We start from the raw sequence: 26,248 nt of genomic DNA, 5'->3' as shown, positions 1-26,248 counted from the left end.
CAGCGTTGTCAAATTTCGGTTGCCTCCGATAAGGAGAGGGCATCATCAACATCTACCCCGAGATATCTGACTGTGTTCTCTATCTTGCTGTGTCCGAGTAGGATCTGGATGGCGCGCAGGTTACCCGTGGCCTTGTAGATGATTGAGGCTTTGGTACGACGTAAAGAATGCGTCCCGTACTCCGCTGCAGCCAACCCAATTGCCGTCACCCACTCGTCTACAAGTCTGGCATATTGTCGGGTACTCAAGTGACCATCGGTGTAAACTCGGCTAGGAAAGGCGAAGTCATCGATCGTGCCGCCGCGTCGTTCAAGCCAGGCGAGTAGCGAAGCCCTAGTATCAGCGGAGATCTCGAACTGGACCGGTCTGCCCGTCTTCTGCTGGATCACCATCGAGCGGGAACGAATAGAAGGTCCAGAGACAAGTGCGCCGATCTTAATCTTCACCAGGTCACACCCGCGAAGCTTGCTGTCGATAGCGAGGTCAAACAGCGCTCGGTCTCGCATTCGACCTTCTCGATCAAGAAAGAACCGGATCGACCAGATCTGCTTGACTTTCAAGGCGCGCTTGGCACCAACTTGCTTTCCCGCATTCCAGGCTGGTCTTCCTGCTGCTGCAGGATCGTACTGTGAGATACCCATTACGTTTCTCCATTGGCCGAGGTGGCCGATGGAGAAACGATTATTGGACGCGCATCAGCTAAGTCGGGTATCTCATAGGCGCAAGGGAAGGGGCGTTGCACCAAAGCGGTCACAACCCGTCACTCGCCGTACGGCTTGGCGCCGTTGCCAGACACGGCCAAGGCCGCCTCACGACGACCCAAACTGCTTGCTTATGTCGCGGAACGTGCAGGTTCGATCCACAAGGGTAAGCATTGTCTTTGTGAACTGCATCGGCACAATCCTGTCGGTCACGAGCGCGGATCTCAGCTTGATGTCTGCGACAGGAATCTTTGTGACCTTAGCGACACCTGCGAGGTTCGCCCGCAGGAAATCGACGCGATCGAGGTGTTTCTGGATGGGGGTGCGCTTCTTGTTCCGGGTGCCCCGCGTCGTATAATCGGCGAGGCGTTCGCCGATCTCGCCAATCGTCCGATCGAGAAGCAAACGCTTGCATTCGATCGCCCACACGGTGCCGGTCTTCTTGTCCCAAGCCAGTACGTCGACGTCTCCCAGGTCCTTCTTCCCGCCGAACAACGTCATCAGCTGGTCCGGCTTGGCCTCCAAACCGATTGCCTTGAGCTTGGCCGCGACGGAATGGTTGAAAGCATGGCCACGCTCGTTGACGATCTTGCCAAGCCAGCGATCAACCTCCTTTGTGTCGAACATCTCGGCACCCAAACGGCCGTCGACGAGACCAAAAAAGCGCTGAACCACCTTAGAAACCAGTGCCGAAGGGACGATGACTTCCGGATCGTCGGTCTGTCGATCTGTATCAGCGGGCGCCGCGTCAGGGACAGTTTGCGGTTCATGCGCCAAGGCTGCCAGTCTCGCGCCGAGGCCTTTTGGGGGGTGCGCTCGACCCACTCCGCTCGCGGCAACAGCGTGAGGGCGTTGTACGCTCGCTCTGCATCGACGGCGACATCCATCTTGTGGAAAAAGTCGAGCACTTCGCTTTTGCGCATGCTGAAACAGGCATCTCCGCTTTCGTATGCCATTTGAGCCAGGCCATGTGAGGTCTCGACGAGATGTTCTAGATCCATCCCAAACTCGGCCCGAATCGCGATTTCGAGGTCGGGGTCGATCACTGGAGCCGGCGCGTCAGCAGCCGGCATGTCGAACGCGTCCGCGTAGGAGTCCGCGGCGTCATGGAACGCGATATCGCCTTGGGCGGACATGTAGGGCAGATGAGTATTCTCGCCGAAACCCCTGTCGAACTGGAAGTCGCCGTTTGGTGCGACGCTGAGTTGGGTCGTGGCGAGCCCATAGTGGTGCGCATCGGATTGACCAGCACAGTCCAGCATCGCCGCGACATCGCCGATCAGGTCGTCGAGGTCGATGTCCGTGCATGGGCGACCGCCGCTCGTCGGCGAGGTGCAGATCACCATCTCGGCCAGTGCACGGCTTGCAACCCCGGGTGCCCCTCTCTTGAGTTCGGCCTTGTTGTTTGCTTCGAGCACATCGGCCTGGTCGTTGTGGAGTGCCCGCAGCGCGGCTGCGGTCTGCTGCCACTCGCGCCGATCCCTGTCGATAGCTTCGTGGTTCAACGAGGCGCGGACAACTAGGGAGCGCCGGTCAAGCTTCTCGAGTTTGCCCTTAATCCGCTCCCAGATCTTGAACACCGCATCATTCAGCAGTTTCCCGGTGTCTTCTGGCGCGATCTTGCCTGCCGTCTTGGCGCCCGCGTCGAACGCCAGCCCCAGGTGAGCCCAACTGCGGTCTTCATCGAACACGAAACGAGGCCTCGGCAGTTCCAGGTGCGATCCGACGATCTCGGTAATGTCGCGTGCAGTAAACGCATGCACGAAACGGGCGTCGGGGGAACCTGTCACCTCTGTGACGAGATTTTCCGCCCACTCTTCGGTCTGAGGGGAGCCAGCCAGCTCGGCGGCCGCGTGGGCCATCGATGCGAGCAGTTGGCGTTCCGCGATATTGGTCGCGTTCCTGTAGCCACGCATCGAAGACAAATTGGATCGTATGGCAATAGCGCCATCGACCAGCTCGAATTGCGGTCGCTCCGGCGGCGTTGTATCTATGAGCGCTGCATCGGTCAGCTGATCGATGTCCGGAAACTCCAGCCGGAAATGGATGGTTGGCCCTGGCAGGTTGGGAAGCTGCTCCTCTAGCCGCGGCGCGAGCCGAACGAGCCAGCGCTGCGCAGCGTCCCATATCTTCGCTGCGAACGATCGCGATGGCCCATCGATATCCGTTAGCTCGACCCACCAGGCGCGGTGCGGCGTTTCCACTACCGCAAGAAATGTGCCGGCGAGAGCCTCAAACGGCGCGACGTAGAGCGGCAGATTGCTGACTTCCTTGAAGTACGAACTGGTGGAGCGCCGCTGCACCTCGACGAACCGGCTGATGGTCGGGTCGATGACCAGATGATAATCGAGTGCGCTGCGGATGCGATGGCGCACGTTCGCCGCGTAGTCCGTCGAGAGCATTGCCATAGCGCCCTTTGAGATCTCGGCTTGTACAGGATCGAAGCCTTGGTTTTCCAGGTAGCCATAGCGGTTCACGAAGTCGCCGACGCTATGGATCTGATACCCACGGCCGCCTAGTTGTTCTTTTTGGGAAAGCAGCTTCCAAATCCGTTTGGCGTCGAACTCCCCGTCCCAACTCATCCGCAGCGCATCGCCAAGCCCGATACTGACTCGATGCCACTCGGCGGGGTTTTCGTCAAACCTCATGGCGATACCGCGCCCGACCCCGCCGTTGAGGATCAAGGTCATGCCTCGACGAAAATCAGGTGAGGCAGAGTGCTGCCTTTCGAGTTGTGCGACCGCCGAGGCGCCTCGATCGAGATCCTTGTCATTCATTCCCTGTAAGCCAGTCGCCATCGCTTCGGAAAGGTCGTCACCGATGAGGACGATCAACGCGTAGCCGCCAAGATCAAACTTCCCTTGGACGACCTTCAGCTTGGGTTCGGACGGCAGGGGCAGCAAGGTCGGCTCGGTCAGGCCCAGATTGCCCGCGAGGACCGCCCGCACCTCCTGCAGCTCGGACTTGGCAAGCGACGCCTTAAGGTCAGCAAGAGCGCCGGCGGCTGCCGCCTTCTCGAGGATCAAGCGGCGAGCAGCGGCTCCGAGCGCTGTCGGCAACATAACCAGCCAGCCGTCCTCATTTCGTAGCAGCGGAAAGCGTTCGAGCGAACTGTTGGCCAGCGACTCGTTCGCCAGATCGGCAAAGTCTGCCGCATTGCCAACGAAGGGCGCGATATCGCGGGCGGTCAGCCCCATTACGGATATATCTTGCAGGCTGAAAGTGACCGCTTTCACCCCCGCTTCGACGTTCCTCGGCGCAACTCTGATCTGCGAGCTTGGTTGAGAGTCGGCGAGGGTATAGCGGACCACACCTGCCTTCTGCGCGACCGCCTTTGCCATGTTGACCAGAGACATCACAGCGTGCATCGCCTCGTCTGCCCAGGCCTGTCCGCGCATGGGTAACAACGCAGCCATCACTCGTTGCAGGTGATAACCGTTATCCTGCCAGGCTCCCTCGAGGATCGTGGCGCTACCGACGCCTGAAGGAACCACGGTGCTGAACACATCCTCAACCGGGTCCTCGCCCCTGCCGATGGCATCCTCGAGCAGAATCTTATTGACCCATTCGCGGACCTGCGGAAGCGTCGGTTTCCGCGTGCCATTGCAGTAGAGGAAAGCGAGATGGATCATGGCTTCAATACGCAGCGTCGCCGCATGGGTTTCTGGCTGCGTCAAAAGCCCGGCAAGGATCTCAACTAGGTGTATTCGGCTGAATTTCACCAGCCGGGCGCACAGCGACCGCTGGCGCTTCGTCAGTCTTTCGAGGCTGAACGAAGAGGCGCCGCCTGCGGCTGCGATAAGACCTTTGAGGGCATCCAGATACGATCATTGACGGCCATGTTCTTGTCCTTAAACCATTCGGCCTGCATTCCAGCAACTCGACCGGATGAGGCTATTCGCTGCTTGCGGTTGGCCGCGATGTGACCGTGCCATAGCATTTTGAAATCTGTGATTCCTGCAAGGACGAAGGGGCGCGCGAAGACGCATTTCTGACAGGCAGCTCGCGACCTCAATTTCGCCATTCCACGGTGAATGACTGCGTCGCAAAAAAAACTCCCGTTATGACGCGCGTACCAGCATTCTGATGCCGAGTATGCAACAGTCTGCGTGATAAATTTCGACCCTGGCGACTGTGTTCATAGAATGCCTCGTGGACTCGCAGACCTCCGGCACCCTGGTTCCATTCACAGGAAAATGTTGGAAACCATCGAGCGCGGGATCCCATGTCACCAAACACGAGGGCGGCGGTAGGATCAGCAGGGCGTGCGGCTCAACGAGACGATCTGTTCGTGCCTCCTTTGCGTCACGGTAACGCCTGCCATTCTGTGTCATGAACATCCTTTGACCTGCCGACTGAAATTCCCCGCAGACGGCATGCCGGAATGATGCATAACGATTGTGCACGTACCTGAAGCTGCATGCTTTCTGTGTTGACATATTGTATTCTTGTCATACAAGATGACGCTCATGGTTTGAGTGGTCATATTGGGGGCGAGACATGCGGACTGCCATCGTCAACTTGGGTTGCATCGTCAGCGGTGACTGGCGCCAACCTTTCGTATCGGGCGATGCCATCGTTATGGCTGACGGTCTTATTGAAACTGTCGGCACCGTGGACGCGGCGACTTTGGCATCCTGTAATGTGGTGGTCGACGCAGGCGGCGCGACCGTTATGCCGGGCCTGATCGACTCGCACGTTCACATCACTTTTGGTGACTACACCCCGCGCCAGAAGACCGTTGGTTATCTCGAAAGCTACGTGCATGGCGGTGTCACCACCTCCATTAGTGCCTCGGAAGTTCACGTGCCTGGCCGACCAACGGACCCAACCGGCGTGAAGGCTCTGGCCATCGCAGCGCAGCGTTGCTTTACCAATTATCGCCCCGGCGGCATGCGTGTTTGGGCCGGTTCGGTCATCCTAGAGCCTGGCATGGTTGAGGCTGATTTTGCAGAACTCAAAGCTGCCGGCGTTTGGCTGGCAAAAGCTGGCTTCGGGGCTTTCGAAGACCCATTGGACTACAAGCCCTTGGTCGCGCTGGCGCGTGAGTACGGCATGATCACCACTATGCACACCGGTGGCGCGTCCATTCCAGGTTCATCCCCGATCAGCGGCGATCACGTCCTTGCCGTTAATCCGCATGTCTCGTTTCATATCAATGGTGGCCCCGTCGCCATGCCTGACAGTCACTTTGAAACGGTTATTCGTGAGAGTGATGTTGCGCTGCAATTGTGTACAGCTGGCAATTTGCGCACCGCATTGCTGTGTACCAAAGCGTCTATTGCCAACGACGAATTTGATCGCCTGCTGATTGCCACCGATACGCCAACCGGTTCGGGCATTATGCCCCTTGGCATGTTCTATACCATCACCCATCTGTCGAGCCTGCTCGACCTGCCACCGGAAATGGTGATTGGCGCAGCAACCGGCAACAATGCGCGGGTCTATGGGCTCAACTCCGGCTTCATTGCAGCTGGTAAAGATGCCGACCTCGTGCTGGTTGATGCGCCCTTGGGTGGCACACAAACCACGGCGCTCGCCGCCCTGCATCACGGCGATCCCGTCGCTGTCGGTGCTGTGTTTACCGATGGCGTGCCGCGCTTCGTCGGTCGAAGCCGCAATACCCCAGCCCCAACTCGCGCAATTCGCGTCGCCGAAAATCGCCTTCCGCGCGATTTCGGTGGTGGTGGTCACTAAGCTAAGATTTAGGAGATTATCCGTGTCCGATAATAACCGCGTTCTCATCAGTGGTGGCGGCCCTGTGGGCCTGTATGCTGCACTGGCGCTCGCACGCAGCGGCGTTCCTGTAACTGTACTTGAGCGTTTTGACGCGCTCCAGGACGATCCGCGCGCTGCCACCACCCACTCTGCTACACTTGAGCTTCTGGGGGCCTTAGGCCTCGAAGAAGAAATTCGTGCAGCAGGTCTTGTCGCTGAAACCTTCCAGTTTTGGGATCGCGTCTCCGGCGAGATGATTGCCGAATATGACCACGCACTCATCGCCGATGAAACGAAATACCCTTATGTGGTGCAGTGCGAGCAGTTCAAAACTTCTAAGATCATCCTCAAGCACCTGCAGGATGAGCCGAATGCAGAAGTGCTGTTCAGCCATGAGTTGTTGAGCTTTGAAGCATCTGACACGGAGGTTGTTGCAGAGGTCCGCACGCCTTCTGGCTACCAGACCTTTAAGGGACGATATCTCATCGGTGCTGATGGCGCCCGCAGTGCTGTCCGCAAGGGGGCTGGCATTGAGTTTGCAGGCTTCACCTGGGAAGAGCAGTTCCTCGTTCTCTCCACGCCTTTCGATTTCCAGGCAAGCCGCGGCTACGCCTATCGCAGCTATTTTGCCGACCCCGGCGAGTGGTGCAATTGCTTCAAGGTTGCTGCTGATGGACCGCCGGGCCTCTGGCGCACTGTATTCCCAACCTTGGCAGAGCATACCGAAGCTGAGTTGATGTCGGATGAGGCCGTGCAGGCGCGTCTCCAGCGCTTTTTCCCCAAAGAAGGTGATTACGAGATCGTCCATCGTAATCTCTATCGCGTGCATCAGCGCGTCGCCAAAACTTTCCGTTTGGGCCGCGTGCTGCTGGCTGGTGACGCTTCGCACGTCAACAATCCGATTGGTGGCATGGGCTTGAATGGCGGCATTCAAGACGCGGCAAATTTGGCTGAGAAGCTGGCGCGCGTTTGGCATGGCGAAAGCGACGCTCTGCTCGATCTTTATGACCTGCAGCGTCGCACGCTCTCGACTGAGTTTGTGCAGGCGCAGTCGATCCAGAACAAGAAGCGCCTCGAAGCCAAGGACGAAGCCACCCGTCAGGCTAATTTCGCCGAAATGCGCCGCATGGCTGCCGATCCAGTGGCTGCGAAGGCGCATGTTCTGCGCTCGTCAATGATCGAAGCCAATCGCAAGATTGCCCAGCTCTATCTGAGCTAAGAGAAATCCGCTTCAAAGGAATAGCAAGTGACTCACCCGTTCAGCGACAGTCCATTTTTCCGCCAGCAGCTCTATATTGGCGGCAAGTGGAGCGATGCTCTTTCTGGCAAAACTCTGGCGGTTGAAGATCCTGCGACCGGCACGATCCTCGGTTCCATCCCCAATGGTGGCACCGAGGAAACGCGCCTCGCCATTGAAGCGGCGCACACTGCGTTCAAAAGCTTTAGCCAAACGACAGCCGCCGAGCGGGCCGATATGCTTCGCCTGCTGCATCAGCTCATCCTCGACAATAAGGAAGTGCTGGCGCAGATCCTAACGGCAGAGCAAGGCAAGCCACTGAGTGAAGCGCGCGGCGAAGTCGGCATGAGCGCAGCCTACGTGCTCTGGTTTGCCGAAGAGGCTCGCCGCACCTACGGGGAGATCATCCCCTCCCCATGGCAGGGTCGACGGATCATGGCGACGCGCCAACCCGTCGGCGTGGTTGGTGCCATTACGCCTTGGAACTTCCCCTCTTCCATGTTGGCGCGCAAAATTGCTCCAGCCATTGCTGCGGGCTGCACCATGGTGTGTAAGCCTGCAACGCAAACGCCATACTCAGGGCTTGCTTGGGCTGAGCTGTGCGAGCAGGCGGGCATTCCCGCCGGTGTGGTCAATGTCGTAACCGGCTCAGCGCGCGAGATTGGTGCAGAACTGACCGCGAACCCAAAGGTGCAAAAGATCACGTTCACCGGCTCGACAGATGTGGGCAAGGTCCTTCTGACTCAAGCTGCGCAAACCGTTAAAAAGGTGTCGATGGAATTGGGCGGCAATGCTCCCTTCATCGTCTTTGACGACGCGGATCTTGATCGGGCTGTCGAAGGGGCAATCGCTTCGAAATTCAGAAATGCGGGTCAGACCTGTGTCTGCACCAACCGCATCTATGTTCAGTCTGGCATTTACGACCGCTTTATCGACAAGCTCACAACGGCAACTGCGGCCCTTCAGATCGGCCGTGGAACGGAAGCGGGTACCGAGATCGGCCCACTCGTTGATGGCAATTCGGTCGATAAGGTTGACGAGCTGCTGGCGGACGCTGTTGCCAAGGGTGGGCGTGTGGTTGCGGGCGGTAAGCGCCATGCACTCGGGGCGAACTTCTTTGAGCCCACTGTCATCGCCGACGCCACCTCCGACATGCGCTTTGCTCGCGAAGAGATTTTTGGGCCACTGGCGCCTGTCTTCCGTTTTGAAACCGAGCAAGGCGCTATCGATCTGGCCAATGACACAGAGTTCGGTCTGGCTTGCTATTTTTACACCAAAGATCTCGGTCGCGCCTTCCGTGTCTCTGAGGCTCTGGAATATGGCATCGTCGGGGTCAACGAAGGCCTTGTGACCACGGAAGTCGCGCCCTTCGGCGGCTTTAAGGAATCCGGCATGGGCCGGGAAGGTTCGCTCCACGGCATCGCAGACTATTTGGAGATCAAGTACGTCTGCATGGGCGGGCTGAACGCCGCGTCTTAGCGCCAATACTGCGGAGCAACGCCATGCCTCTCTTCGAGTTGGCGGTGATTTTTATCTGCCTGGCCTGCGGCGGAATACTCAAGGGCGCCACTGGTGCTGGCGCCCCCATTCTCGCCATTCCGGCCCTTGCGGCCTTTTACGACGTTCGTTTTGCCATCGTCATTCTGACGGTGCCGAACATCGTCACCAATTTCACCCAGCTGTGGCGCAATAGGCAGTTTACCTTGCCGCGCTACTTCTTGATCCCGTTTGTTGGCGCTGCGGCGATCGGCGTTCTCGCTGGCTCTTGGGTGCTCCTCTTGATGGATACCCGTACGCTCTCGGTCATAGTCGCCTTGGCGGTTGTTCTCTATTTGCTGGTCCGATCGCTCAACAGTCGTTTTGTGTTGAGCCTTGCTCTTGCTAGCAAACTTGCCCTGCCGACTGGCTTCTTGAGCGGCTTGCTTCAAGGAGCAGCGGGTATGTCTGCCCCCATTTCGATCAGCTTTCTCAATGCCATGAAATTAGACCGGCAAGTCTTCATGTGCACCGTGTCCTTGTTGTTCGTCACCTTTGGCAGCCTGCAACTAATGACGCTTAGCCTGATTGGCATCATCACGCCCGAGCTTTTCATGCTGAGCTGTATCGCTGTCTTTCCGATGCTGATGGGCATGCCAATTGGCAGTGCCATTAGCCGGAAAATCTCACGCAGGTGTTTTGATCGGCTGATCATGCTGCTTCTGGCGGGTCTCGCTATGCGGATGCTTTGGGAAGCAATAGCATTGGCATCATAAGATTGACTGCTGTATGATTGTATGACAAAAAAGTTTGAAACTTTGGAGCTTCCCTATGGATATTAAGATCCGCCGCACCTTCACCATCATTGACGACAAGTACGTCGAAGCAGGTCAGCAGGCCGCTTCCCCGTTGCGTAAGGTTGCCGTCGTTTTTATCGTCGAAAACCCCTATGTCGGGCAGTACGTCGAAGACCTCTCCGGCATGGTCACCGTCAGCGCCGAAATCGGTCGTCGAATTGGTGAAGCCGCCAAAGTCGCGCTCGGCGGCATGGCTGTCCAGGGTTATGGCAAGGGCGGTGTTGTTGGCCTCGGCGGCGAACAGGAACACGCAAACGCGCTGTTGACGACGACTTTTGCCAATCCAATTCGCGACGTCATCGGCGGCGCTAAGGCCTGGATCTCTTCCTTCACCAAGGTCTCTGCACCAAACGCGCTCATCGACGTGCCAATGAATTGCAAGGACGACGTTTACGTACGCTCGCACTACGACGGCATGACAATTCACATTCCTGATGGTCCAAAGGCGGATGAAATCGCACTGATATTCTGCATGAGCACCGGCCCACGCCTGAACGCCCGTGTTGGCGGCATGACCTACGAAGAGGCTCAGGGCTAATCATGACCAAGACCCCGGCGACCCAATCACTGCTTATCGCCCCGGATGCCGACTATCGCTCCGGCAAGACGACGCCGAACGATGTTCTGGCGCAGCGCTTGGGCGTGATTGATCGCCGGGAGGCCTCAGTGAAAGCGTTTACTGCGCTCGCGCGTGACGCGGCACAAGAGGCTGCGGAAAGGTCCACCCGACGGTGGCGAGACAATGACCCTTTGTCTCCCATTGATGGCATGGTGATAGGCATCAAGGATGTCATTGAAACCTGCGATCTGCCGACAGGTCAGGGGTCTCCGCTATGGGAAGGTTTTGAGACGCGCCGAGATGCTGCTTCGGTTCAGGCCCTGCGCGAGGCCGGAGCAATCATTCTCGGTAAGACCACCACCACCGAATTTGCGACGAGCTACACCTACGCTGACACTCGCAACCCTCATGACACGAACCGGACCCCTGGAGGCTCCTCCTCGGGTTCTGCCGCTGCTGTAGGTGCGGGCATGATTGCGGGCGCGCTCGGCACACAGGTCGTTGGGTCAACTCTGCGCCCCTCGAGCTATTGCGGCGTCGTCGGATACAAGCCCAGCTTCGGTGCGCTCAATCGTGGCGGTTCCTACGATCAGCTCAGCCATTCCTGTCTCGGCACACTCGCCTCGACCCTGTCAGGCGCATGGTCAATAGCCATGGCAATTGCCAAGCGTGTTGGGGGTGATCCTGGCCATTTTGGCTTGTGCGGGCCCGAAGACCTGCCAGAGGCGCAATCTTTGAGCCGCGTTGCTGTTCTAAAAACAGCGGGTTGGTCTGAGCGAACGGCTGGAGCCAGTGCTTCCTTTGAAGAAGAGCTGGCACGCCTAAGTGCCGCTGGTGTCAAGCTTGTCACCTCCGAAACCGATAGCGAGCTATTCTATCTTGAGCAATTGCTCGCCCAAGCCTGGCCGCTGACCATGCGCATTTTGGCATGGGAATTTTCGTGGCCCTTACGCAGCTATCCTTACGATCAGCTCAGTCCAACCATGCAGCACCGTGTTGATGCTGGAAAAGCTATGACTTTGGCACAGTATCATGACGCCCTTGTTCAGCGGGATGTTATCCGAGGTGTCTATGCCAAGATCGCTTCCCGGGTTGATTGTTTCCTGACGTTGAGTGCGACAGGCGCAGCCCCGCGCATTGATGAGAGCACGGGCAGCCCCGCCATGAATGTCCCGGCGTCACTGCTGGGCGTGCCCGCGGTCTCGCTGCCCATTTTGCAAGATCAAAACCTGCCACTAGGCCTGCAGCTAATTGGGCGGATGCAGGATGACGCTTTGCTCATGTCGCAAGCCCGTTGGCGCCTCGAAGCGATCGCCCCCTAATTCGCGGAGACAGTCATGTTCAAGATGATGGTGGCAGACGTCGACTCTCCCTCCTACATCGTCGCAACAGCGGCGGTAAAACTGGGCTTTTTCGCTGCCGAGGGTGTCGAGGTCGAGTTCATCCCGGTTTACGGCGCAAAAGACGGTATCGAGCAGCTCAAAGCAGGTAAAATCCACTTCTTTGGTGGTCCGGCTTTTGCAGCAACCCGGGCCTTTCCGCAGTGGCGCGGTGCCAAATTGCTCTGTGCTTTGGCTCAGAATTCTTACTGGTTTATGGGCATTCGCAAAGACATTCCCATTGCGCGGGGTGATGTGCTGGCGCTCAAGGGCGTGCGCATAGCCTGTTCCTTCGCATTTCCCAAAACAGCGCTGCAGCACATGCTGTCTGAGGCAGGTCTCGCGCTAGGCGATGTTGAAATCGTCGAAAGCCTTAAGAACGGCTCAGAATGGCATAGCCTTGATGGCATTCGTGCCATTGAAGAGAATTATGCTGATGCGTTTTGGGGTAATGGCATGCGTCTGGCTCTCGCAGAGAAAGCCGGGCTTGCTAGAATGCATATTGATACGCGGCGTGGCGACGGGCCGAGCGGCACAAAGCATTATAATTTTGCGGCCCTTACCGTCAGCGATAGATTAATCGAGCGTTCGCCCGAGGTTGCAGCCGCCGCGGTCCGGGCGATTAAGGCTACGCAGAAAGCTTTGCAGCGCGATCCATCGCTGGTCCGCCATTTTGCCGATGAGATGTTCCCCAAGGCGCAGGCTGAACTCATGCCGGAGCTCATCGATCGTGATAAGAGCTTTTATCAAGCAGAGATCGGCGTTGAGGCGCTATCTGGCCTCAACCGTTTTGCGCTTGCAAACGGGTTGCTCGACCGAGCACTTGAGCCTGAGGAAGTCATCGCCACGCAGTTCATGGATACGTGGCTGTAGGCCAAATGACTTACTAACGACGTTTACAGGTAAAGGCGCCTCTCGGCGCCTTTACCCTATTTTGCTTTGGCTTCGAGAGCGAGTTGTCGAAGAGCGGCGTCGCGTGCATTCGAAACGTGCAAGCGGGCAATATCCTCGGCGCGCCGTGTATCTCGCGCAACGATCGCATCACACAGCTGGCCAATTTCCTCGACACTCACCTTCAAGCGGCCGGGCTCGCTGAGCGACTTGCTACGCAGGAAGGCAACGCGCGCCATGAGCTGGCGTACCACACTCTGCAGCACCGCATTGCCTGCGCCATCGAGCAGAGTATCGTAGAAACTGCCCATGCTGGAGAGCAGGGCTGATTTCTCGCTGGTTGCAGCGGCTTTGGCAAACGCTTCAGCCGCCCCCTTGAGCGCAATGCATTGCGCATTGGTGGCGCGTTCCACAAAAGCTCGGACCACTGCGGTTTCAAAGATAATCCGGGTTTCGTAGATCGCATTGGCTTCAACCACACCGATGGTGGCCACCGTCGGGCCTTTGCGCGGCTCGACGGTGATTAACTGCTCGGTTTCAAGCTGACGCAAAACTTCACGGACGGACGTGCGGCTCACTCCAAGTGCTTCGCAAAGTTCCCGCTCAATCAGGCGTGTCCCTGGAGGGTACCAGCCTTCAATAATAGCGTTCCGCAGCTTGTCTAACACTTGCTCGCGAAGCAGTGCCCGAGGTTGAACGATGCGAAGATCTTGCATGAGGTCGAATCCAATTATCCCGCGAATAGGACCGCAGCGGGCTTTGTTACTTTATCCATTTGTAGGACGTGGGGTCTAGCCTGCAGGTGTTGCCTGAAACCGATCACTTCGTTTGTCGAAGACCATATAGCTGCCCTTGAACCAGTTTTCAGCAGCCAAACGGTCGCGCCACGGCGTATCGCGCGCTGCGGCGCGATGCGGGCTGTTCATCGCGTCCACGGAGGAGAGGTGATGCAGGGCGATATGGGTATAATTATGCGGCGTGCCATCCACAATTTCATAGCGTCGCACGCCGAGCCACTGCGGCTCTACCAGCAGTTTCGGCACATGGTCTTCTGTGTACCAAGCGTTGAAGTCATTGCGACGCTCTTCCGGAACTGTGAATAGCACGGCGTACAGGACAGGGCTTTCTAACATCTCCAGCTCGCTGACGGCGTCCTGCTGCTGCCAGCTGATCAGGCGAGCGGTGTAGCGGGTAAAACCAGTTACATCGCGCAGCATGCGGACGGTCGTTTCGCTCGGCTGGCCTTTGATGGCCTTATATTCAGGGGTCTGTAAGACCTCTGGGCTTTCCATGTCGTAGACGGCCAGAAAGCCCTCACCGTCATGACGGTTATAGCGCTGTGCTCCCAAGAAGCCCGGTGCCGCCATGCGGATGGGGATATGGTGGGTGTCATACCAGGAATGGAACTCTCCCTCCCAAGTCGGATCTGGGGTCATTTCGGAAAACAGCACGGCGCCTGGACGCATCATTGGCCTCTATTGACGTTTGTATTCTTGTATGACGATACTATGGCAGTTCGTACAAGGATTGTCCACTAGTCGTCTAATGCTATGGAAATACGTTATTTTTTCGAAGTCATGGCTTTTCGCTTTCGGTGCTGGTGTGCTCATTTTAAGTGCCGATTTCAAAAACGACTAAAGATCGAGCTACTGTCTGGACATGCTTTGTATGACATAATATCGTCTAACAGTGATGAGCGAATACGCTTTACGAGCTAGGAGAGCTCAGAGGGCGGAATGCACGACCACAGAAGGGGCGCATCGATGGCAATGGGGAACGTTGTCAGTCGAGTTGCCCTGGGCGCGCACTGACAAATCACGGGCACGCAAACCACGCTGTCTATCCGGATGGCGCCGCGTGCTTGTCGAACAAACTGAGGGACTGATTTATGAAAAAACTTATTTGCCTCACCGCAGCAGCGCTTTGCGCCACAACGTCGATTGCCACGGCACAGGAACTAGAAGCCTTCCGTTTCGGCACCGTTGCCGCTAAGGGCGATGCGGGCTTCGTATACATGGTCGGTGAAGACGGCTTCGACGACTACTTTGGCCTCGACGTGGATATTCAGGCCTTCAAAGGAGATGCGATCCTGTTGCGCGGCCTGCTCGCTGGCGAACTCGATGCCTATATCGGCAATCCAGGCGGCCCAATGATCGCCGCAGCGCAGGGCGCTGACGTCAAGGTTATTGGTTGCCCATGGCCAGGCTTGACATACGGCCTATTTACCAAGCCAGAGATCACCAGCATCAACCAGCTCAAGGGCGGCTCGATCGGTGTTTCTGCCCCAGGTTCGCTGCCTGACCTGTTCGCGCGCGCCGTTGTGCTCGCTGCGGGCATGTCGCTGGACGATGTTGAGTTCACTGTTGCCGGCTCCGACGCTGAACGTGTGGCAGCTGTTTCGGCCGACATTATCGCCGCCGCACCCAGCTCGAGCGAGTTTGAAGTTAAGGCGCCAGAACTCGGCTTGCATATGCTGGTTCATGCGCGTGACGTGGTTCCCCAGTACACCCGCTTCTGCCTGATGACCCGCGGCGACCTGATCAAGGAGCGTCCTGAGTTTGTTGCAAAGTTCCTTGCTGCTCAGATGAAGGGCTTCCAGTTCGCGCTCGACAACAAGGACGCAACGATCGCCCTGTCTTATGACAAGGCGGAGCTACCTGCGGACGACAAGGCACCACTCGCGATCTTTGAAGAAGTTGTCGCTAACGATGCTGTCGACCCAAGCATGACCATCGACATCGATAAGCTGCGTTGGCTCAGCAATCTGCTGGTCGATACCGGCAATATGACTGCTGGCTATGACCCAACCAACATGGTCGACACGACCGTGATTGATGCCGCCCAGGCACTGCTCGCAGCGCAATAAGACGACTAGGAAGGAGGCGCCTTATGGCACTGGTTGAAATCCAGAATGTTACAAAAACATTCAAAACCAAGGTGGGCGGCGTCCATCGAGAGGTTAAAGCGCTACAAGGCGTCTCTTTTTCGATGGAACGCGGCGAGATTGTCGCTATTACTGGCGCGAGCGGTTGCGGTAAGACCACAATGCTGCGCATCATCATGGGCCTTGAAAGGGCCTCTGGCGGAGCTGTCATCGTCAATGGCAAGGAAGTCAACGGGTGCGGTTATGACCGCGGGCTGGTGTTCCAGCATTCCGAACTGCTCCCATGGCGCAATGCCGAACAAAATGTTGCCTTCGGCCTTGAATTGAAAGGCATGGGCAAAGTCGAGCGTCAGGCTGAGGCTAAGCGAAACCTCGAACTGGTTGGCCTCGGCCATGCTGGTGACCGTTTGCCCCACCAGCTTTCGGGGGGCATGAAACAGCGCGTCGGTATTGCACGCGCTTTGGCGATCAGCCCCGATGTGCTACTGATGGACGAGCCATTCGGAGCTCTCGATGCGCAAACGCGCGAAAGTCTCCAGAATGAGCTTTTGGTCATTCAGGCGAAAACCCAGCAAACCATTATCATGGTCACGCACGATCTCGACGAAGCTGTCCTGCTTGCCGACCGCATTGTCGTCATGAGCCAAGGACGTGTAAAAGAGGTTCTGGAAGTCCATCTTCCACGCCCTCGACCAAGCCTGGCTGCACTGCGCGGCGACCCAGAATTCGGCGAAAAGCGCCTACGCCTGTTCGACTTGCTCAAGTCGGAAATGGAAGCAGACGCCAAGAGGGCAGCATAATGACCACAGAGACAACGGCTACCACAGACGCCGCGCGCCCGCGTTTTAACATCACGTGGAACAGCAATAAATTGATCACCGTGGGCTCTGTAGCCTTCGTCTTCCTGTGCTGGGAAATCTTCGGTCGTCAGGTCAATCCGCTGTTCGGCTCATACCCCTCGGCAATTGCTGCTGAGATGTGGCAAATGCTGCAATCCGGCCGCCTGACCAAAGCCTTCTTCCAGAGCACGCAGACGTTCGCCGTCGGTTTTCTGATCGCTGCCGCTTTGGGGATTCCTCTCGGCATGCTGCTCGGCCGTTTCCCCAAGGTTGAAGCAGCGCTGGGGATCTATGTGACAGCAGGCAATGCGATGCCGCTGATCGCGATCACCCCTTTGTTCATGCTCTGGTTTGGCCTGGGCTTTAACGTGAAGGTCGCGATCATTGCGACGCTGTCCTTCTTTCCCATTTGCATGAGCACGTGGGATGGCGTGAAGTCGATCCCCAAAACGCTCATCGAAGTGGGCGAGTCTTTTGTTGGTTCGCGTCGTGCCATTCTGACCAAAATCGTGCTGCCCGCATCGGTGCCGTCGATTATGGCTGGCCTGCGTCTCGCCGTCGGCAAAGGTATTATTGCCATGATCGTCGCCGAGTTCTTCACCGCACTCTCTGGCCTTGGCGGCATCATCCTGACCGCTGCCAACAACTATAACACAGCGCAGATGTTCGCGCCGATCATCGTGCTTCTGACCTTTGCTATTGTGCTCAATGCCCTTGTCGCTTGGCTCGAACGCAAAATTGCTCCGTGGCACATACAGGTCACCGGCCGCGGCCACTAAAAGCGCACCAACACTGAATGGGAGGGCCTCAACGCCCTCCCGTTTTTCTTTTGGTGCAGTGCTAAATGCTGAACTTAATGTTTGTCATAGCCTTATCTAATGCCCATCACGCAGCGCGTTATCGAGGTGATTGTGCTTGAGACGTCCGGATATGGGGCTGAAATGAGGGCGTTGTCTGTTACTAACATTGAGGTCGCTGAGGAGGTCTCGGACATCCTCGAAACCTCTAGTTTTGAGACCGGATCCATTGGATCATCGTCTGTTTTTGGGTAAACGCTAGACAAACGTCAACGTCAGATTTGGGGGCGAGAGCTGAACATTCCCTATCGATCTGCCAGCTATGCGCACGGACGCTGAGGCGGGACAGATCGCGTTCTTTTCGCAACGCAAAAATGGAAAAGATGCCTGAAAGCTAAGTTTAAGCTTGGCTCGATATCAACCCTTTCCGGGCTGAGGCGATGTGGCGGCGCATAAGCAATTCGGCCAGCTCTACGTCACGGTCTGCAACCGCTTCAACGATGCGCTCGTGCTCAGCCAAGGCGCGCTGTGCACGGCCCGGTACGATGCGGTGCTGCATACGATAGAGGCGGAACAGGGTGTAGTATTCGCCGCACAGCAGATCAAACAAGTGCTGATTGCGACCAACCCTGGCGATCATAAAATGAAAGTCGGAATTGGCCGTTGCCTGCCAATAGACCAAGGCGTCAGGCTCAGATAAGGCGCCGCGATGGCGCTGCAGCATGGCCCGCAATTCATTGATCTCGGCATCGGTCGCATGCTCGGCGGCCTGGCGAGCGGCCAAGCCTTCGAGCACTTCGCGAATGGTGAATAGCTCCAGCGCATCACTTGGGGTGGGTACGACAACGCGCACACCCTGGCGGGGTGCGCGTGTCACAAGTTTGCGTTCCTCAAGGCGTCGAATAGCCTCGCGAAGTGGTCCACGGCTCACGCCGTATTGAGCTGCAAGCCGAGGCTCACTGAGTTTCGCACCCGGCGCGAAAGTGCCTAAAACAATGGCTTCGCTCAGTTGCTCGAACAACTGGTCGGTCAGCAACCGTTCGTCGGTACCTTCGCTTGGCCCCAAGATCTGCTCCATATTACTCGCTCGTCGCGTAACGCTTTTCGAGGGTGTCGTAGAAAGGTTTGTTCACGAGGCGCTGACGTTCCTTGAAGGTCGCCACCGGCCCCCTTTCGTCAAGACTGCCATCGGCCTTGAGCTGCCCAAGCGCATTCTGCATGCCGTAGACAGCGCCTTGCAAAGCTACGTTGGCGTAGAGGACCAGCTTAAAGCCCATCGTGCCCAGCTCTGCTAGGGGTAAAATGGGTGTGCGGCCACCAACCACAAGGTTGACCAGTTGTGGTGTCTTGGGGAGGCGGGCTGGGATCGCCCGCAGTTCCTCTACGCTCTCGGGCGCTTCCACGAAGGTGATGTCAGCACCATCCTCGATGAAAGCCTGTGCCCTCTCTATGGCGGCATTGGCACCCAGCGTCGATCGCGCATCTGTGCGCGCAACGATGAGCAGGTTGGAATCCTGACGTGCATCGGTGGCTGCCTTGATGCGGCCCCTCGCTTCATCGAGCGAGACAACGTCTTTACCGGCAAAGTGCCCACAGCGCTTGGGGTTAACTTGATCCTCGATCTGAATGGCACTCGCCCCAGCACGTTCGAGTGTTCGGATTGTGTGCCGTACATTGAGCGCATTGCCAAAGCCGGTATCGGCATCGACGATAATTGGCAGGTCGGTGGCATCGCGGATGGTGGCAGTATGCTGGGCAATCTCGGGCAAGCCAATAAAGCCAAGATCTGGCATGCCAAGATAGGTATTGGTAAGGCCAGCCCCAGAAAGGTATATCGCCTCAAACCCCATGTCCGCGATTATCCGTGCCGCCAAAGCATTGGCCGCGCCGGGGAGCAGCAGGACGCGATCCTCGGAAAGCCGTTCACGGAAAGACCGATTTATCTCGTGGTTCAGCATTAGATATTACTCAAGACCGTGGTCGAAAATACCCTGGCCAGTTGGCTTGGATGGCGAGACGCGGCCAAGCTGTAGGGCCGGGATCAAAGCGTCGAGTGCGCCTGCGGGCAGTGTCGCAAAGGCTTTTGCGGACGCGAGAAACGTCTTGCGCTCGCTGTCCGATAGGTCGTCCATCGTCAACGTATCGAATTTGTTGGCATAGTCCTGCCATGTCCAAGGGTGATTGCCGTTGGGATGTGCATCGGCGACGCCGCGTTCACCAGTGATGACCTGACCATCGTCGAGCGTCACAATGATCTTGCCGCCAAAGGCGCGCTTGGCTGGGTTCGGATCGAGATAGCGGATAGTCCAAGATGGCTCTTCCACGGTCGCGATCTTGTGCCAGAGCGCGACTGTCGATGCCGTCCTCGCCCGCTCGCGAGTGTAGGAGTTGACGTGGTGCCAGTTCCGGTCCTCTAGCGCGACTGCAAGGATGTACATGATGGAGTGGTCAAGCGTCTCACGGCTCGCTTCTGGATCCATCTTCTGCGGATCGTTGGCGCCAGTGCCGATAACGTTATGGGTATGATGGCTGGTTTCGAGCAAAATATCTTTGACCTTTGTCAGGTCTCCGATCTGCGCGGATAGATCAATAGCAAGATCGATGAGGGCTTGTGCCTGATATTCAGCGGAATGGGCTTTGGTATAAGTCTCCATGATACCGCGTGGGCTCTCACCGACAGCTGGGAGCGAGACTTCGTAGGCTTCGTTCTTACCGCCGAGCATCCAGGCGAGAACCGACTCTTCGCCTTCGTAAATTGGCGACGGCGAGGCTTCGCCACGCATGGCGCGGTCCACGCACTCGGTGGCGAGCTTGCCCGAGAAGCCCGGCACATAGGCCTTCCAGGAGCTGATCTCCCCCTTGCGCGATTGGCGTGTGGAGAAACTCAGATGTACCGCTTGGTTGACCGCTTGGAAGATGATTTCCGTCGGCAGGCCAAGCATCGCGCCGATACCAGCGGTCGTTGCTGGGGCCAAATGCGCGACGTGATCCTTTTTATACTTGTGCAGAGAAATTGCTTTCACCAGAGCGACATGTACTTCGTAGGATACGGCGATGCCGCGCGCCAAAGCGCTTCCATCAAGTCCCATCTGCTGGGCCACAGCGATCAGAGGCGAGATCGCATCGCCGGGATGCGAATAGTCGGCAGCCAAGAAGGTATCATGGAAGTCCAGCTCACGAACCGCAGTGGCATTTGCCCACGCGGCCCATTCCGCATCGACCCGCACATCACTGCCAAGTCCATAAACCGTTGCGCCACCTTTGCGCGGATGGGCTAGAGCCATCGCGCGTGCTGCAGCCACAGGCGCACGATTTATCGCCGCTAGGCCGACACTGGCGTTGTCGACAATACGGCAGGCGATCATGTCGACCACGTCGGCATCAAGCGGACCGCAATGCGCGGCAAACTCTGCGATATGCCAAGCCAGTTGATGCTCGCGTGGCAGATTTGCGGCGGAAGGGTGAACTTTTACGCTATAGGTATTCATGCTCGGAAAATTTTCCAATTCAGATAATTAGGCGCTCGCGCGAAGGCGCTTAAGCACAATGGGCAGTGCCAGAAGCAGCACGGCGAGAGTGATGAGAACGGCCGAGAGCGGGGTCGAGATCAGGACCAGCGGATTACCCTGTCCGGCCGCAAGCGCGGTGCGCAGCTGTGTTTCGGCCATGGGGCCAAGGATCAGGCCGATCAGTACGGGCGCGATGGGGAAATCATAGACCCGCATCACATACCCGCCCAGCCCAACGACCAGCATAATTGTTAGATCCATCCATGATCCGGCCAGCCCCCAGACACCAATCATGGCGAAGACGAGAATGCCCGCGTAGAGCTGTGGGCGCGGAATGCGCAGCAGCTGCACCCACATCCCAACCAGAGGCAGGTTCAGCACTAACAGCATCACATTGCCCACATAGAGCGAGGCGATGAGGCCCCAAATCAGGGCGGGATTAGAGGTGAAGAGAAATGGGCCTGGCTGTAAGCCATAGTTCTGGAAGGCGGCCAACAGCACTGCGGCCGTTGCCGATGTTGGCAGACCAAGGGTGAGCAGCGGCACAAGAATACCGGCCGCAGCCGCGTTATTCGCCGCCTCCGGCCCGGCAACGCCTTCGATAGCGCCTTTGCCAAATTCTTCGGGATATTTGGTGAGCTTGCGCTCAAGTGTATAGGACAGCATCGTCGGAATTTCCGAGCCGCTGCCCGGCAAAGCGCCCATTGGGAATCCGATCGCCGTACCGCGAAGCCAAGGCTTCCAGGAACGTGCAAAGTCTTGCTTGGTCATCCAGAGCTGACCCTTGATGGGGGCCATCACGCCGGGCGTGCTCCGATAGCGGCTCGCGACGTAAAGGATCTCACCAACAGCGAAAAGGGATACCAAGACGACCGTCAGCTGAATGCCGCGTAAAAGCTGCATATTGCCGAAGGTGAGGCGCGGTTGCCCGGTCATGGTGTCGATGCCGATGACGCCGATTGCAATGCCGAGGAATAATGAAATGAACCCACGGGTGCGGGATGTGCCCATCACCACGGCAACGGAACAGAACGCCAATGCCGTAATGGCGAAATAGTCCGTTGGCTTGAAGTAGAACGCTAATTCCGCCACGGCAGGAGCGGCAAATGTCAAAGCAAGCGTCGCGATGGTACCGGCGACAAAAGAGCCGATAGCAGCAGTTGCCAAGGCGGCAGCGCCACGACCAGCACGGGCCATTTTGTTGCCCTCAAGGGCCGTCATCATAGACCCGGCCTCGCCAGGCGTATTGAGCAGGATCGAGGTCGTCGAACCGCCATACATCGCGCCATATAGTATGCCGGCGAACATGATGAAGGCGGAGGTTGGCGCGAGTGCGGTGGTGACAGGCAGGAGCAGGGCGATCGTTAACGCCGGACCGATGCCGGGAAGAATGCCTATGGCGGTGCCTAGAAGCGAGCCTATCAAAGCCCACATGAGATTCGTTGGCTGCAGCGCAACGCCGAAACCATTCAAAAGAAGCTCGAAAGTTCCCAAGACTTACACTCCCAAAGGCGGGAAGAACCGGCCAAGTTGCAGGCCCAACTGCTTGAACAAGAACCAAGCGGCGCATGCCAGAGCGATGCCGCAGACCAAGTCGAGCATCCAGCGGCGCGAACCAAAAGCGTTAGCAACGAGTACGAACGACAGCGTAGCGGTAAACGGCATACCCAGCGGACCCATCGTCCCAATCGGCAGGGCGACGGCGACAAGTGCGGTCAAAAAAGCGCGCTTATCCATCTTGTTCGAGCCGTCCGCGTCTTCCGCGTCCTGCGCTTCAAAGCTTTCGCCGTTGCGGATTTGGAGCATCAGGATAACGCCCAAAATAAGGAGGGCGGCACCAGCTATTGTTACGAAAAGGCCCGGTCCAACAGCGGCGTAGCGCGCACCTTGCGGTAGGCCGAAACCGGCATAAAGCCAAACCAGACCGATCACCATCAAGCCGATGCCAATCCAATAGGGTTTGGCGGGGGCAGCCGCTGCGCTGCCCCCGTGAGTTGATTTTTGACCGTCAGTTGACAAGACCAGCGTCCTTCAAGATCTGGCCTTGACGCTCCGTTTCCTCAGTGATGAAGGCGCCGAACTCGTCACCGGCCAGGAAGAAGTCGTCCCAGCCCTGTGCTGTGAGGACAGCTTTCCAAGCATCGCTCTGCGAGAGCTTGGTGAAGTTCTCTACCCAAGATGCGTAGTTTTCGTCTGGAGCGCCCGGCGCTGCCAGAATGCCGCGCCAGTTTGCGATCTCAACGTCAAAGCCAGCCTCATGGTAGGTCGGCACATCTGGCAGATTGCTACGACGTTCGGCAGAGGTCACGCCGAGGATCTTGATGCGCCCCTGTTCGGCGAACTGAGCAAATTCCGACGTGCCCGAAACACCGGCAGTCAGAGTGCCGTTGACGATCGCGGTGACCGTTTCAGCGCCTGACGTCTGTGGAATATAGTTTAGATCGGCAACTGGAATGTCGCCAGCTTGGGCGAGCAGTGCGAGGGAGATGTGGTCAACACCACCAGCAGAGCCCCCACCGAGTGCCGCCGCACCAGGGTCAGCCTTGATGCCTGCGACGAGGTCTGCAAGGGTGTTGTAAGGCGAGTCAGCAGCAACGGCGATCACCAGATACTCAGCGGTCAACCGGGCGACAGGGCGGAAGTCTGCGAGGTTGATCGGCGAGTTATTGAGCTGGATTGCGCCAACGGTGATGGCCCCGAATACCGCCAACGCGTCAGGCTGGCCAGAAGATGTGCCAAGGAATTCGGCAAGACCCACTGTGCCACCAGCGCCGCCAGTGTTGGTGAAATTCACACCACCCGTGTAGATGCCAGCGTCGTTGAGTGCTTGGAACGCTTGACGGCCGGTGCCGTCCCAGCCGCCGCCAGGATTTGCTGGCAGCATGACGTTAACCTGAGCGCTAGCTGCACTAGTCCCCAGTGTTGCAATCACAGCTAATGTCGCTAGTGTTTTTGTAAAATGCATATTTTCCTCCCGAACAGACTGTCTCTGCAGGCTTCCCTAGCGCAGACTGTCCATCTGTTCATTCTGTCGACAGAACTGACTTTGAAATCAGAACAAATACGCCATAAAGTGTCAAGGCATCAATTTATGTCGACATAAATCGCAGTGTGATGCCGAAATGAGCTTCGGCGCATTTTGCAGGGGAAGCACAATCAGCGTCGCTCATTTCCAGAGGCGTGACTTGTTTTATCTCGGCCATACCGGCCCATTTTGTTGGTGTACGTCGCCTTTCTGAAGAAGAATGGGTTCCGGTCTGCAGACCTGCTGCGGCGACCAACAAGCACGCAAACGCAATGATGTTCGATGCACCAAGGGCCTTAGGCACCTCATCGGTCTCACGACGAGCAGGGCTCTCCGTGAGTAGCTTACTGATCTGGATGGATTATCTCGCTTTGGGTGATGGATAGCGAGGGACGTACCGTCTTAATCTCTTTCGCCATGTTCCAGCCTATACGGCTCCGTGAAAAGTGGGTGCGCCCGGAGTCCAGCATCTTTCCCCCCAAACAATATGCGCTCAGAACGTTGGCAATGCAGAGTTGCGGACAGCGATGAAGTTGGTTCCACCTAGCAGATAGGGCCAGCCTTCTCGAGATGACGCTACTTGCGTCTATCAGCGTAGCCCCGCAGTCTAATTTTAGGAAGGCGAGGTAACTCGCCGACGACTTTATTTGGGGCCGCCGCGCGGGTCATACATTGCACTGAAGAAGCGGCTCTACACCATCGATACCGCGGTGCCGCAATATCCAATAGTCAGCTGTGCGGCTGGTGTGTCCGCTTTTAGGAGGTCGGCAAAAGCACTCTAATGACCAGAATGGGGGCGGAAGCGGTTCTGCAGCATTTCTGTCACGAGCAGTCATTATCCAGCGTCAGTAAGTGATTGGTCTGGCGGTAACGCGCAAACGGGTGAAGGCACAGCTTTCTCTGAATGTGCCAGTTGGGTATGGCGCGTCCGACTCGCGGCATTGGGTCAAGCTCATAAGCAAATATCAGGCAGTACCTGATCATTTGCTACGCATCTTGCATTAACTGCTTACGATCCCGTCGCGTCTCCTACAGCTCATTGTTCAAACAATAGGCATTCAAACTCATTGACAACGTTATCATATGTCGCTTGTATGGTAACGTTGTCATTTGGAGGTTGTAGCGGCCATGCTGCGTGGTTTAGTTGGTGTGATCGAGGACGGTGTGGATGCTACTACGGCGGGTCTACGGCCAGAGCGTGGGGATTTGTCGCTGCCCGTCCTGACACTTGATCTCGCGGCGTTCGAACGAAATGCCGATGCCATGCAAGGCTATGCGAGCGCACTCAATCTCCTGCTCGCGCCGCATGCCAAAACGCCGATGTCTCCAGAACTGAGTCGGCGCCTCGTAGAAAAGGGCGCCTATGGTCTCTCCGTTGCCAATCTGCAGCAGGCTGCTGTCATGCTGCAAAACGGCTTTGAACGACTTTTCGTCGCCAACCAGATCGGCGGTGCAGTGTCGGGCGCACGCTTCGGCAAGGTGCTTGCAGCCTATCCATCCGCCGAGGTGACGTTCTTCGCCGACTCCGTGCCCTCCGTGCGCTCAATCGCGGCGGCGGCGGACGCAGCTGGTCGAGCGCTACCGGTTCTCGTCGAGATCGGCCGTGGTCGCGCTGGCGCCCGTGATGAGGAAACGATTGCCACGATCATTGCGGAAATTCTTGCGTCGACGTCGCTAATCCTGTCTGGGGTTGCGTGCTATGAGGGGGCCGTCGCCAAGGCATCGGCCGTCGAGACCGATGAGGCAATCGCCGAGCTCTGCACCTTTTCTGCCCAAGCATTTGCGCAGATCCGCCAAGCTCGCCCGGATGCCAATCTCATGCTCAGCGCCGGCGGCTCGTCTTACTTCGATCTTGTCGTCAAGCACCTGCTTCCTGTGGCAGAGGCCGATGGCAATGCCCGCGTCGTACTGCGCAGCGGCGCCATCTTCTTTCATGACCACGGCGTATATGAGCGCTCTCTCGCCCAACTCGATGAGCGTAATGGCTTTGCACCGGTCACCGGCCGTACCGCGTCTGGTGCTTTTACCCCCGCCCTTCGCGTCTGGGCCGAAGTGTTGTCGCGCCCCGAGCCCGGCCTGCTGATTTGTGGCATGGGCATGCGCGATGTCTCCTCCGACCAGGATCTGCCGCGTCCACTCGCTTTCTATCGTGGCGGGCTATCGCTGGCAGACATTGGAGGGGCAGCGGTTTTCAAGCTCAATGATCAACACGCCTTTGTGCGCGTCCCGACCACACACCCTGCTCAGGTCGGCGATGTCGTTGAATTTGGCATTTCCCACCCTTGCACCTGCATCGATCGTTGGCGCGCCATTCTGGGCCTCGGTCGAGACGGCACCGTCAGCGCCAACTTCCCAACGTATTTTGGCTAACCGGCA

The 26,248-nt window shown here is 57.5% G+C and carries 22 protein-coding genes; 11 read left to right on the top strand and 11 right to left on the bottom strand.

Annotated features, from left to right (window positions below):
• Window positions 1-8: 8 nt before the first annotated feature.
• From JHL21_RS13485 to JHL21_RS13475, 3 genes are all read right to left on the bottom strand, one after another.
• The gene (locus tag JHL21_RS13485) at window positions 9-641 is read right to left on the bottom strand and encodes a tyrosine-type recombinase/integrase (RefSeq protein ID WP_200214031.1); all 633 of its coding nucleotides are present in this window, start codon (window positions 639-641) and stop codon (window positions 9-11) included.
• A gap of 168 nt (window positions 642-809) precedes the next feature.
• The gene (locus JHL21_RS13480) at window positions 810-1,202 is read right to left on the bottom strand and encodes a hypothetical protein (protein ID WP_200214029.1); all 393 of its coding nucleotides are present in this window, start codon (window positions 1,200-1,202) and stop codon (window positions 810-812) included.
• Window positions 1,202-4,378: a hypothetical protein gene (locus JHL21_RS13475; RefSeq protein ID WP_200214027.1), complete on the bottom strand. Its 3,177-nt coding sequence runs from the start codon at window positions 4,376-4,378 to the stop codon at window positions 1,202-1,204. The genes JHL21_RS13480 and JHL21_RS13475 overlap by 1 nt, the downstream gene beginning before the upstream one ends.
• Window positions 4,379-5,201: 823 nt before the next feature.
• Between JHL21_RS13475 and JHL21_RS13470 the strand changes: the two genes are divergently transcribed.
• From JHL21_RS13470 to JHL21_RS13440, 7 genes are read left to right on the top strand one after another with little or no spacing between them, the layout of a single operon-like run.
• Window positions 5,202-6,398 carry an amidohydrolase family protein gene (locus JHL21_RS13470; RefSeq protein WP_200214025.1) on the top strand — a complete coding sequence of 399 codons (1,197 nt, stop codon included), beginning with the start codon at window positions 5,202-5,204 and terminating at the stop codon, window positions 6,396-6,398.
• Window positions 6,399-6,420: 22 nt separating this feature from the next.
• Window positions 6,421-7,638: an FAD-dependent oxidoreductase gene (locus JHL21_RS13465; protein ID WP_200214018.1), complete on the top strand. Its 1,218-nt coding sequence runs from the start codon at window positions 6,421-6,423 to the stop codon at window positions 7,636-7,638.
• A 27-nt stretch (window positions 7,639-7,665) separates the two neighbouring features.
• Window positions 7,666-9,135, top strand: a complete 1,470-nt coding sequence (locus tag JHL21_RS13460; protein ID WP_200214016.1) for an NAD-dependent succinate-semialdehyde dehydrogenase — start codon at window positions 7,666-7,668, stop codon at window positions 9,133-9,135.
• Between the two features lie 23 nt (window positions 9,136-9,158).
• The gene (locus JHL21_RS13455; protein WP_200214014.1) at window positions 9,159-9,908 is read left to right on the top strand and encodes a sulfite exporter TauE/SafE family protein; all 750 of its coding nucleotides are present in this window, start codon (window positions 9,159-9,161) and stop codon (window positions 9,906-9,908) included.
• A 55-nt stretch (window positions 9,909-9,963) separates the two neighbouring features.
• Entirely contained in the window at window positions 9,964-10,527 is a 564-nt protein-coding gene (locus tag JHL21_RS13450) for an amino acid synthesis family protein (RefSeq protein WP_200214012.1), read from the top strand.
• A 2-nt stretch (window positions 10,528-10,529) separates the two neighbouring features.
• Complete coding sequence (locus tag JHL21_RS13445) at window positions 10,530-11,870, top strand: amidase (protein ID WP_200214007.1); 1,341 nt, start codon at window positions 10,530-10,532, stop codon at window positions 11,868-11,870.
• Window positions 11,871-11,885: 15 nt separating this feature from the next.
• Window positions 11,886-12,800 carry an ABC transporter substrate-binding protein gene (locus tag JHL21_RS13440; protein ID WP_200214006.1) on the top strand — a complete coding sequence of 305 codons (915 nt, stop codon included), beginning with the start codon at window positions 11,886-11,888 and terminating at the stop codon, window positions 12,798-12,800.
• 56 nt (window positions 12,801-12,856) lie between these two features.
• Here the strand turns inward: JHL21_RS13440 and JHL21_RS13435 are convergent, their stop codons facing one another.
• Together JHL21_RS13435 and JHL21_RS13430 are read right to left on the bottom strand one after the other, a co-directional pair.
• Window positions 12,857-13,534 carry a GntR family transcriptional regulator gene (locus JHL21_RS13435; RefSeq protein ID WP_200214005.1) on the bottom strand — a complete coding sequence of 226 codons (678 nt, stop codon included), beginning with the start codon at window positions 13,532-13,534 and terminating at the stop codon, window positions 12,857-12,859.
• A gap of 75 nt (window positions 13,535-13,609) precedes the next feature.
• The gene (locus JHL21_RS13430) at window positions 13,610-14,287 is read right to left on the bottom strand and encodes a DUF4286 family protein (protein WP_200214004.1); all 678 of its coding nucleotides are present in this window, start codon (window positions 14,285-14,287) and stop codon (window positions 13,610-13,612) included.
• A 419-nt stretch (window positions 14,288-14,706) separates the two neighbouring features.
• Between JHL21_RS13430 and JHL21_RS13425 the strand changes: the two genes are divergently transcribed.
• From JHL21_RS13425 to JHL21_RS13415, 3 genes are read left to right on the top strand one after another with little or no spacing between them, the layout of a single operon-like run.
• On the top strand, window positions 14,707-15,684 hold the full coding sequence (locus JHL21_RS13425) for an ABC transporter substrate-binding protein (protein WP_200214003.1): 978 nt from the start codon (window positions 14,707-14,709) through the stop codon (window positions 15,682-15,684).
• Window positions 15,685-15,707: 23 nt separating this feature from the next.
• A complete protein-coding gene (locus JHL21_RS13420; RefSeq protein WP_200214002.1) occupies window positions 15,708-16,502 on the top strand; it encodes an ABC transporter ATP-binding protein in 795 nt (264 codons plus the stop codon).
• Window positions 16,502-17,320 (top strand): ABC transporter permease, encoded by an 819-nt coding sequence (locus JHL21_RS13415; RefSeq protein ID WP_200214000.1) that lies wholly within the window; start codon window positions 16,502-16,504, stop codon window positions 17,318-17,320. Before JHL21_RS13420 ends, JHL21_RS13415 begins: the two co-directional genes overlap by 1 nt.
• Before the next feature lie 418 nt (window positions 17,321-17,738).
• Here the strand turns inward: JHL21_RS13415 and JHL21_RS13410 are convergent, their stop codons facing one another.
• The 6 genes from JHL21_RS13410 to JHL21_RS13385 are packed head-to-tail and all read right to left on the bottom strand — an operon-like array spanning window position 17,739 to window position 23,812.
• On the bottom strand, window positions 17,739-18,416 hold the full coding sequence (locus tag JHL21_RS13410) for a GntR family transcriptional regulator (RefSeq protein WP_169197042.1): 678 nt from the start codon (window positions 18,414-18,416) through the stop codon (window positions 17,739-17,741).
• A 1-nt stretch (window position 18,417) separates the two neighbouring features.
• Window positions 18,418-19,296: an oxaloacetate decarboxylase gene (locus tag JHL21_RS13405; RefSeq protein ID WP_200213998.1), complete on the bottom strand. Its 879-nt coding sequence runs from the start codon at window positions 19,294-19,296 to the stop codon at window positions 18,418-18,420.
• A 6-nt stretch (window positions 19,297-19,302) separates the two neighbouring features.
• Window positions 19,303-20,826 (bottom strand): MmgE/PrpD family protein, encoded by a 1,524-nt coding sequence (locus JHL21_RS13400; RefSeq protein ID WP_200213996.1) that lies wholly within the window; start codon window positions 20,824-20,826, stop codon window positions 19,303-19,305.
• Window positions 20,827-20,853: 27 nt separating this feature from the next.
• Window positions 20,854-22,341: a tripartite tricarboxylate transporter permease gene (locus JHL21_RS13395; protein WP_200213995.1), complete on the bottom strand. Its 1,488-nt coding sequence runs from the start codon at window positions 22,339-22,341 to the stop codon at window positions 20,854-20,856.
• Window positions 22,342-22,344: 3 nt separating this feature from the next.
• Window positions 22,345-22,866 carry a tripartite tricarboxylate transporter TctB family protein gene (locus tag JHL21_RS13390; protein ID WP_248306128.1) on the bottom strand — a complete coding sequence of 174 codons (522 nt, stop codon included), beginning with the start codon at window positions 22,864-22,866 and terminating at the stop codon, window positions 22,345-22,347.
• The gene (locus JHL21_RS13385) at window positions 22,856-23,812 is read right to left on the bottom strand and encodes a tripartite tricarboxylate transporter substrate binding protein (RefSeq protein ID WP_200213993.1); all 957 of its coding nucleotides are present in this window, start codon (window positions 23,810-23,812) and stop codon (window positions 22,856-22,858) included. The genes JHL21_RS13390 and JHL21_RS13385 overlap by 11 nt, the downstream gene beginning before the upstream one ends.
• Window positions 23,813-25,000: 1,188 nt before the next feature.
• Between JHL21_RS13385 and JHL21_RS13380 the strand changes: the two genes are divergently transcribed.
• Complete coding sequence (locus JHL21_RS13380) at window positions 25,001-26,242, top strand: alanine racemase (RefSeq protein WP_200213991.1); 1,242 nt, start codon at window positions 25,001-25,003, stop codon at window positions 26,240-26,242.
• The last annotated feature ends 6 nt before the right edge of the window (window positions 26,243-26,248 follow it).

It is taken from the genome of Devosia sp. WQ 349K1 (assembly GCF_016595685.1).
Taxonomy (GTDB): Bacteria; Pseudomonadota; Alphaproteobacteria; order Rhizobiales; family Devosiaceae; genus Devosia.
Note: the sequence above shows the minus strand (reverse complement) of the source record. Positions and strands in the feature narration are given on the sequence as shown.

Bases quoted from the DNA above. Each gene is read 5' to 3' on its own strand.
- JHL21_RS13430 (WP_200214004.1), bottom strand. From the start codon at position 14,287: ATGATGCGTCCAGGCGCCGTGCTGTTTTCCGAAATGACCCCAGATCCG.
- JHL21_RS13445 (WP_200214007.1), top strand. From the start codon at position 10,530: ATGACCAAGACCCCGGCGACCCAATCACTGCTTATCGCCCCGGATGCC.
- JHL21_RS13385 (WP_200213993.1), bottom strand. From the start codon at position 23,812: ATGCATTTTACAAAAACACTAGCGACATTAGCTGTGATTGCAACACTG.
- JHL21_RS13380 (WP_200213991.1), top strand. From the start codon at position 25,001: ATGCTGCGTGGTTTAGTTGGTGTGATCGAGGACGGTGTGGATGCTACT.
- JHL21_RS13455 (WP_200214014.1), top strand. From the start codon at position 9,159: ATGCCTCTCTTCGAGTTGGCGGTGATTTTTATCTGCCTGGCCTGCGGC.
- JHL21_RS13425 (WP_200214003.1), top strand. From the start codon at position 14,707: ATGAAAAAACTTATTTGCCTCACCGCAGCAGCGCTTTGCGCCACAACG.
- JHL21_RS13420 (WP_200214002.1), top strand. From the start codon at position 15,708: ATGGCACTGGTTGAAATCCAGAATGTTACAAAAACATTCAAAACCAAG.
- JHL21_RS13435 (WP_200214005.1), bottom strand. From the start codon at position 13,534: ATGCAAGATCTTCGCATCGTTCAACCTCGGGCACTGCTTCGCGAGCAA.
- JHL21_RS13405 (WP_200213998.1), bottom strand. From the start codon at position 19,296: ATGCTGAACCACGAGATAAATCGGTCTTTCCGTGAACGGCTTTCCGAG.
- JHL21_RS13400 (WP_200213996.1), bottom strand. From the start codon at position 20,826: ATGAATACCTATAGCGTAAAAGTTCACCCTTCCGCCGCAAATCTGCCA.
- JHL21_RS13485 (WP_200214031.1), bottom strand. From the start codon at position 641: ATGGGTATCTCACAGTACGATCCTGCAGCAGCAGGAAGACCAGCCTGG.
- JHL21_RS13450 (WP_200214012.1), top strand. From the start codon at position 9,964: ATGGATATTAAGATCCGCCGCACCTTCACCATCATTGACGACAAGTAC.
- JHL21_RS13470 (WP_200214025.1), top strand. From the start codon at position 5,202: ATGCGGACTGCCATCGTCAACTTGGGTTGCATCGTCAGCGGTGACTGG.
- JHL21_RS13440 (WP_200214006.1), top strand. From the start codon at position 11,886: ATGTTCAAGATGATGGTGGCAGACGTCGACTCTCCCTCCTACATCGTC.
- JHL21_RS13480 (WP_200214029.1), bottom strand. From the start codon at position 1,202: ATGACGTTGTTCGGCGGGAAGAAGGACCTGGGAGACGTCGACGTACTG.
- JHL21_RS13415 (WP_200214000.1), top strand. From the start codon at position 16,502: ATGACCACAGAGACAACGGCTACCACAGACGCCGCGCGCCCGCGTTTT.
- JHL21_RS13410 (WP_169197042.1), bottom strand. From the start codon at position 18,416: ATGGAGCAGATCTTGGGGCCAAGCGAAGGTACCGACGAACGGTTGCTG.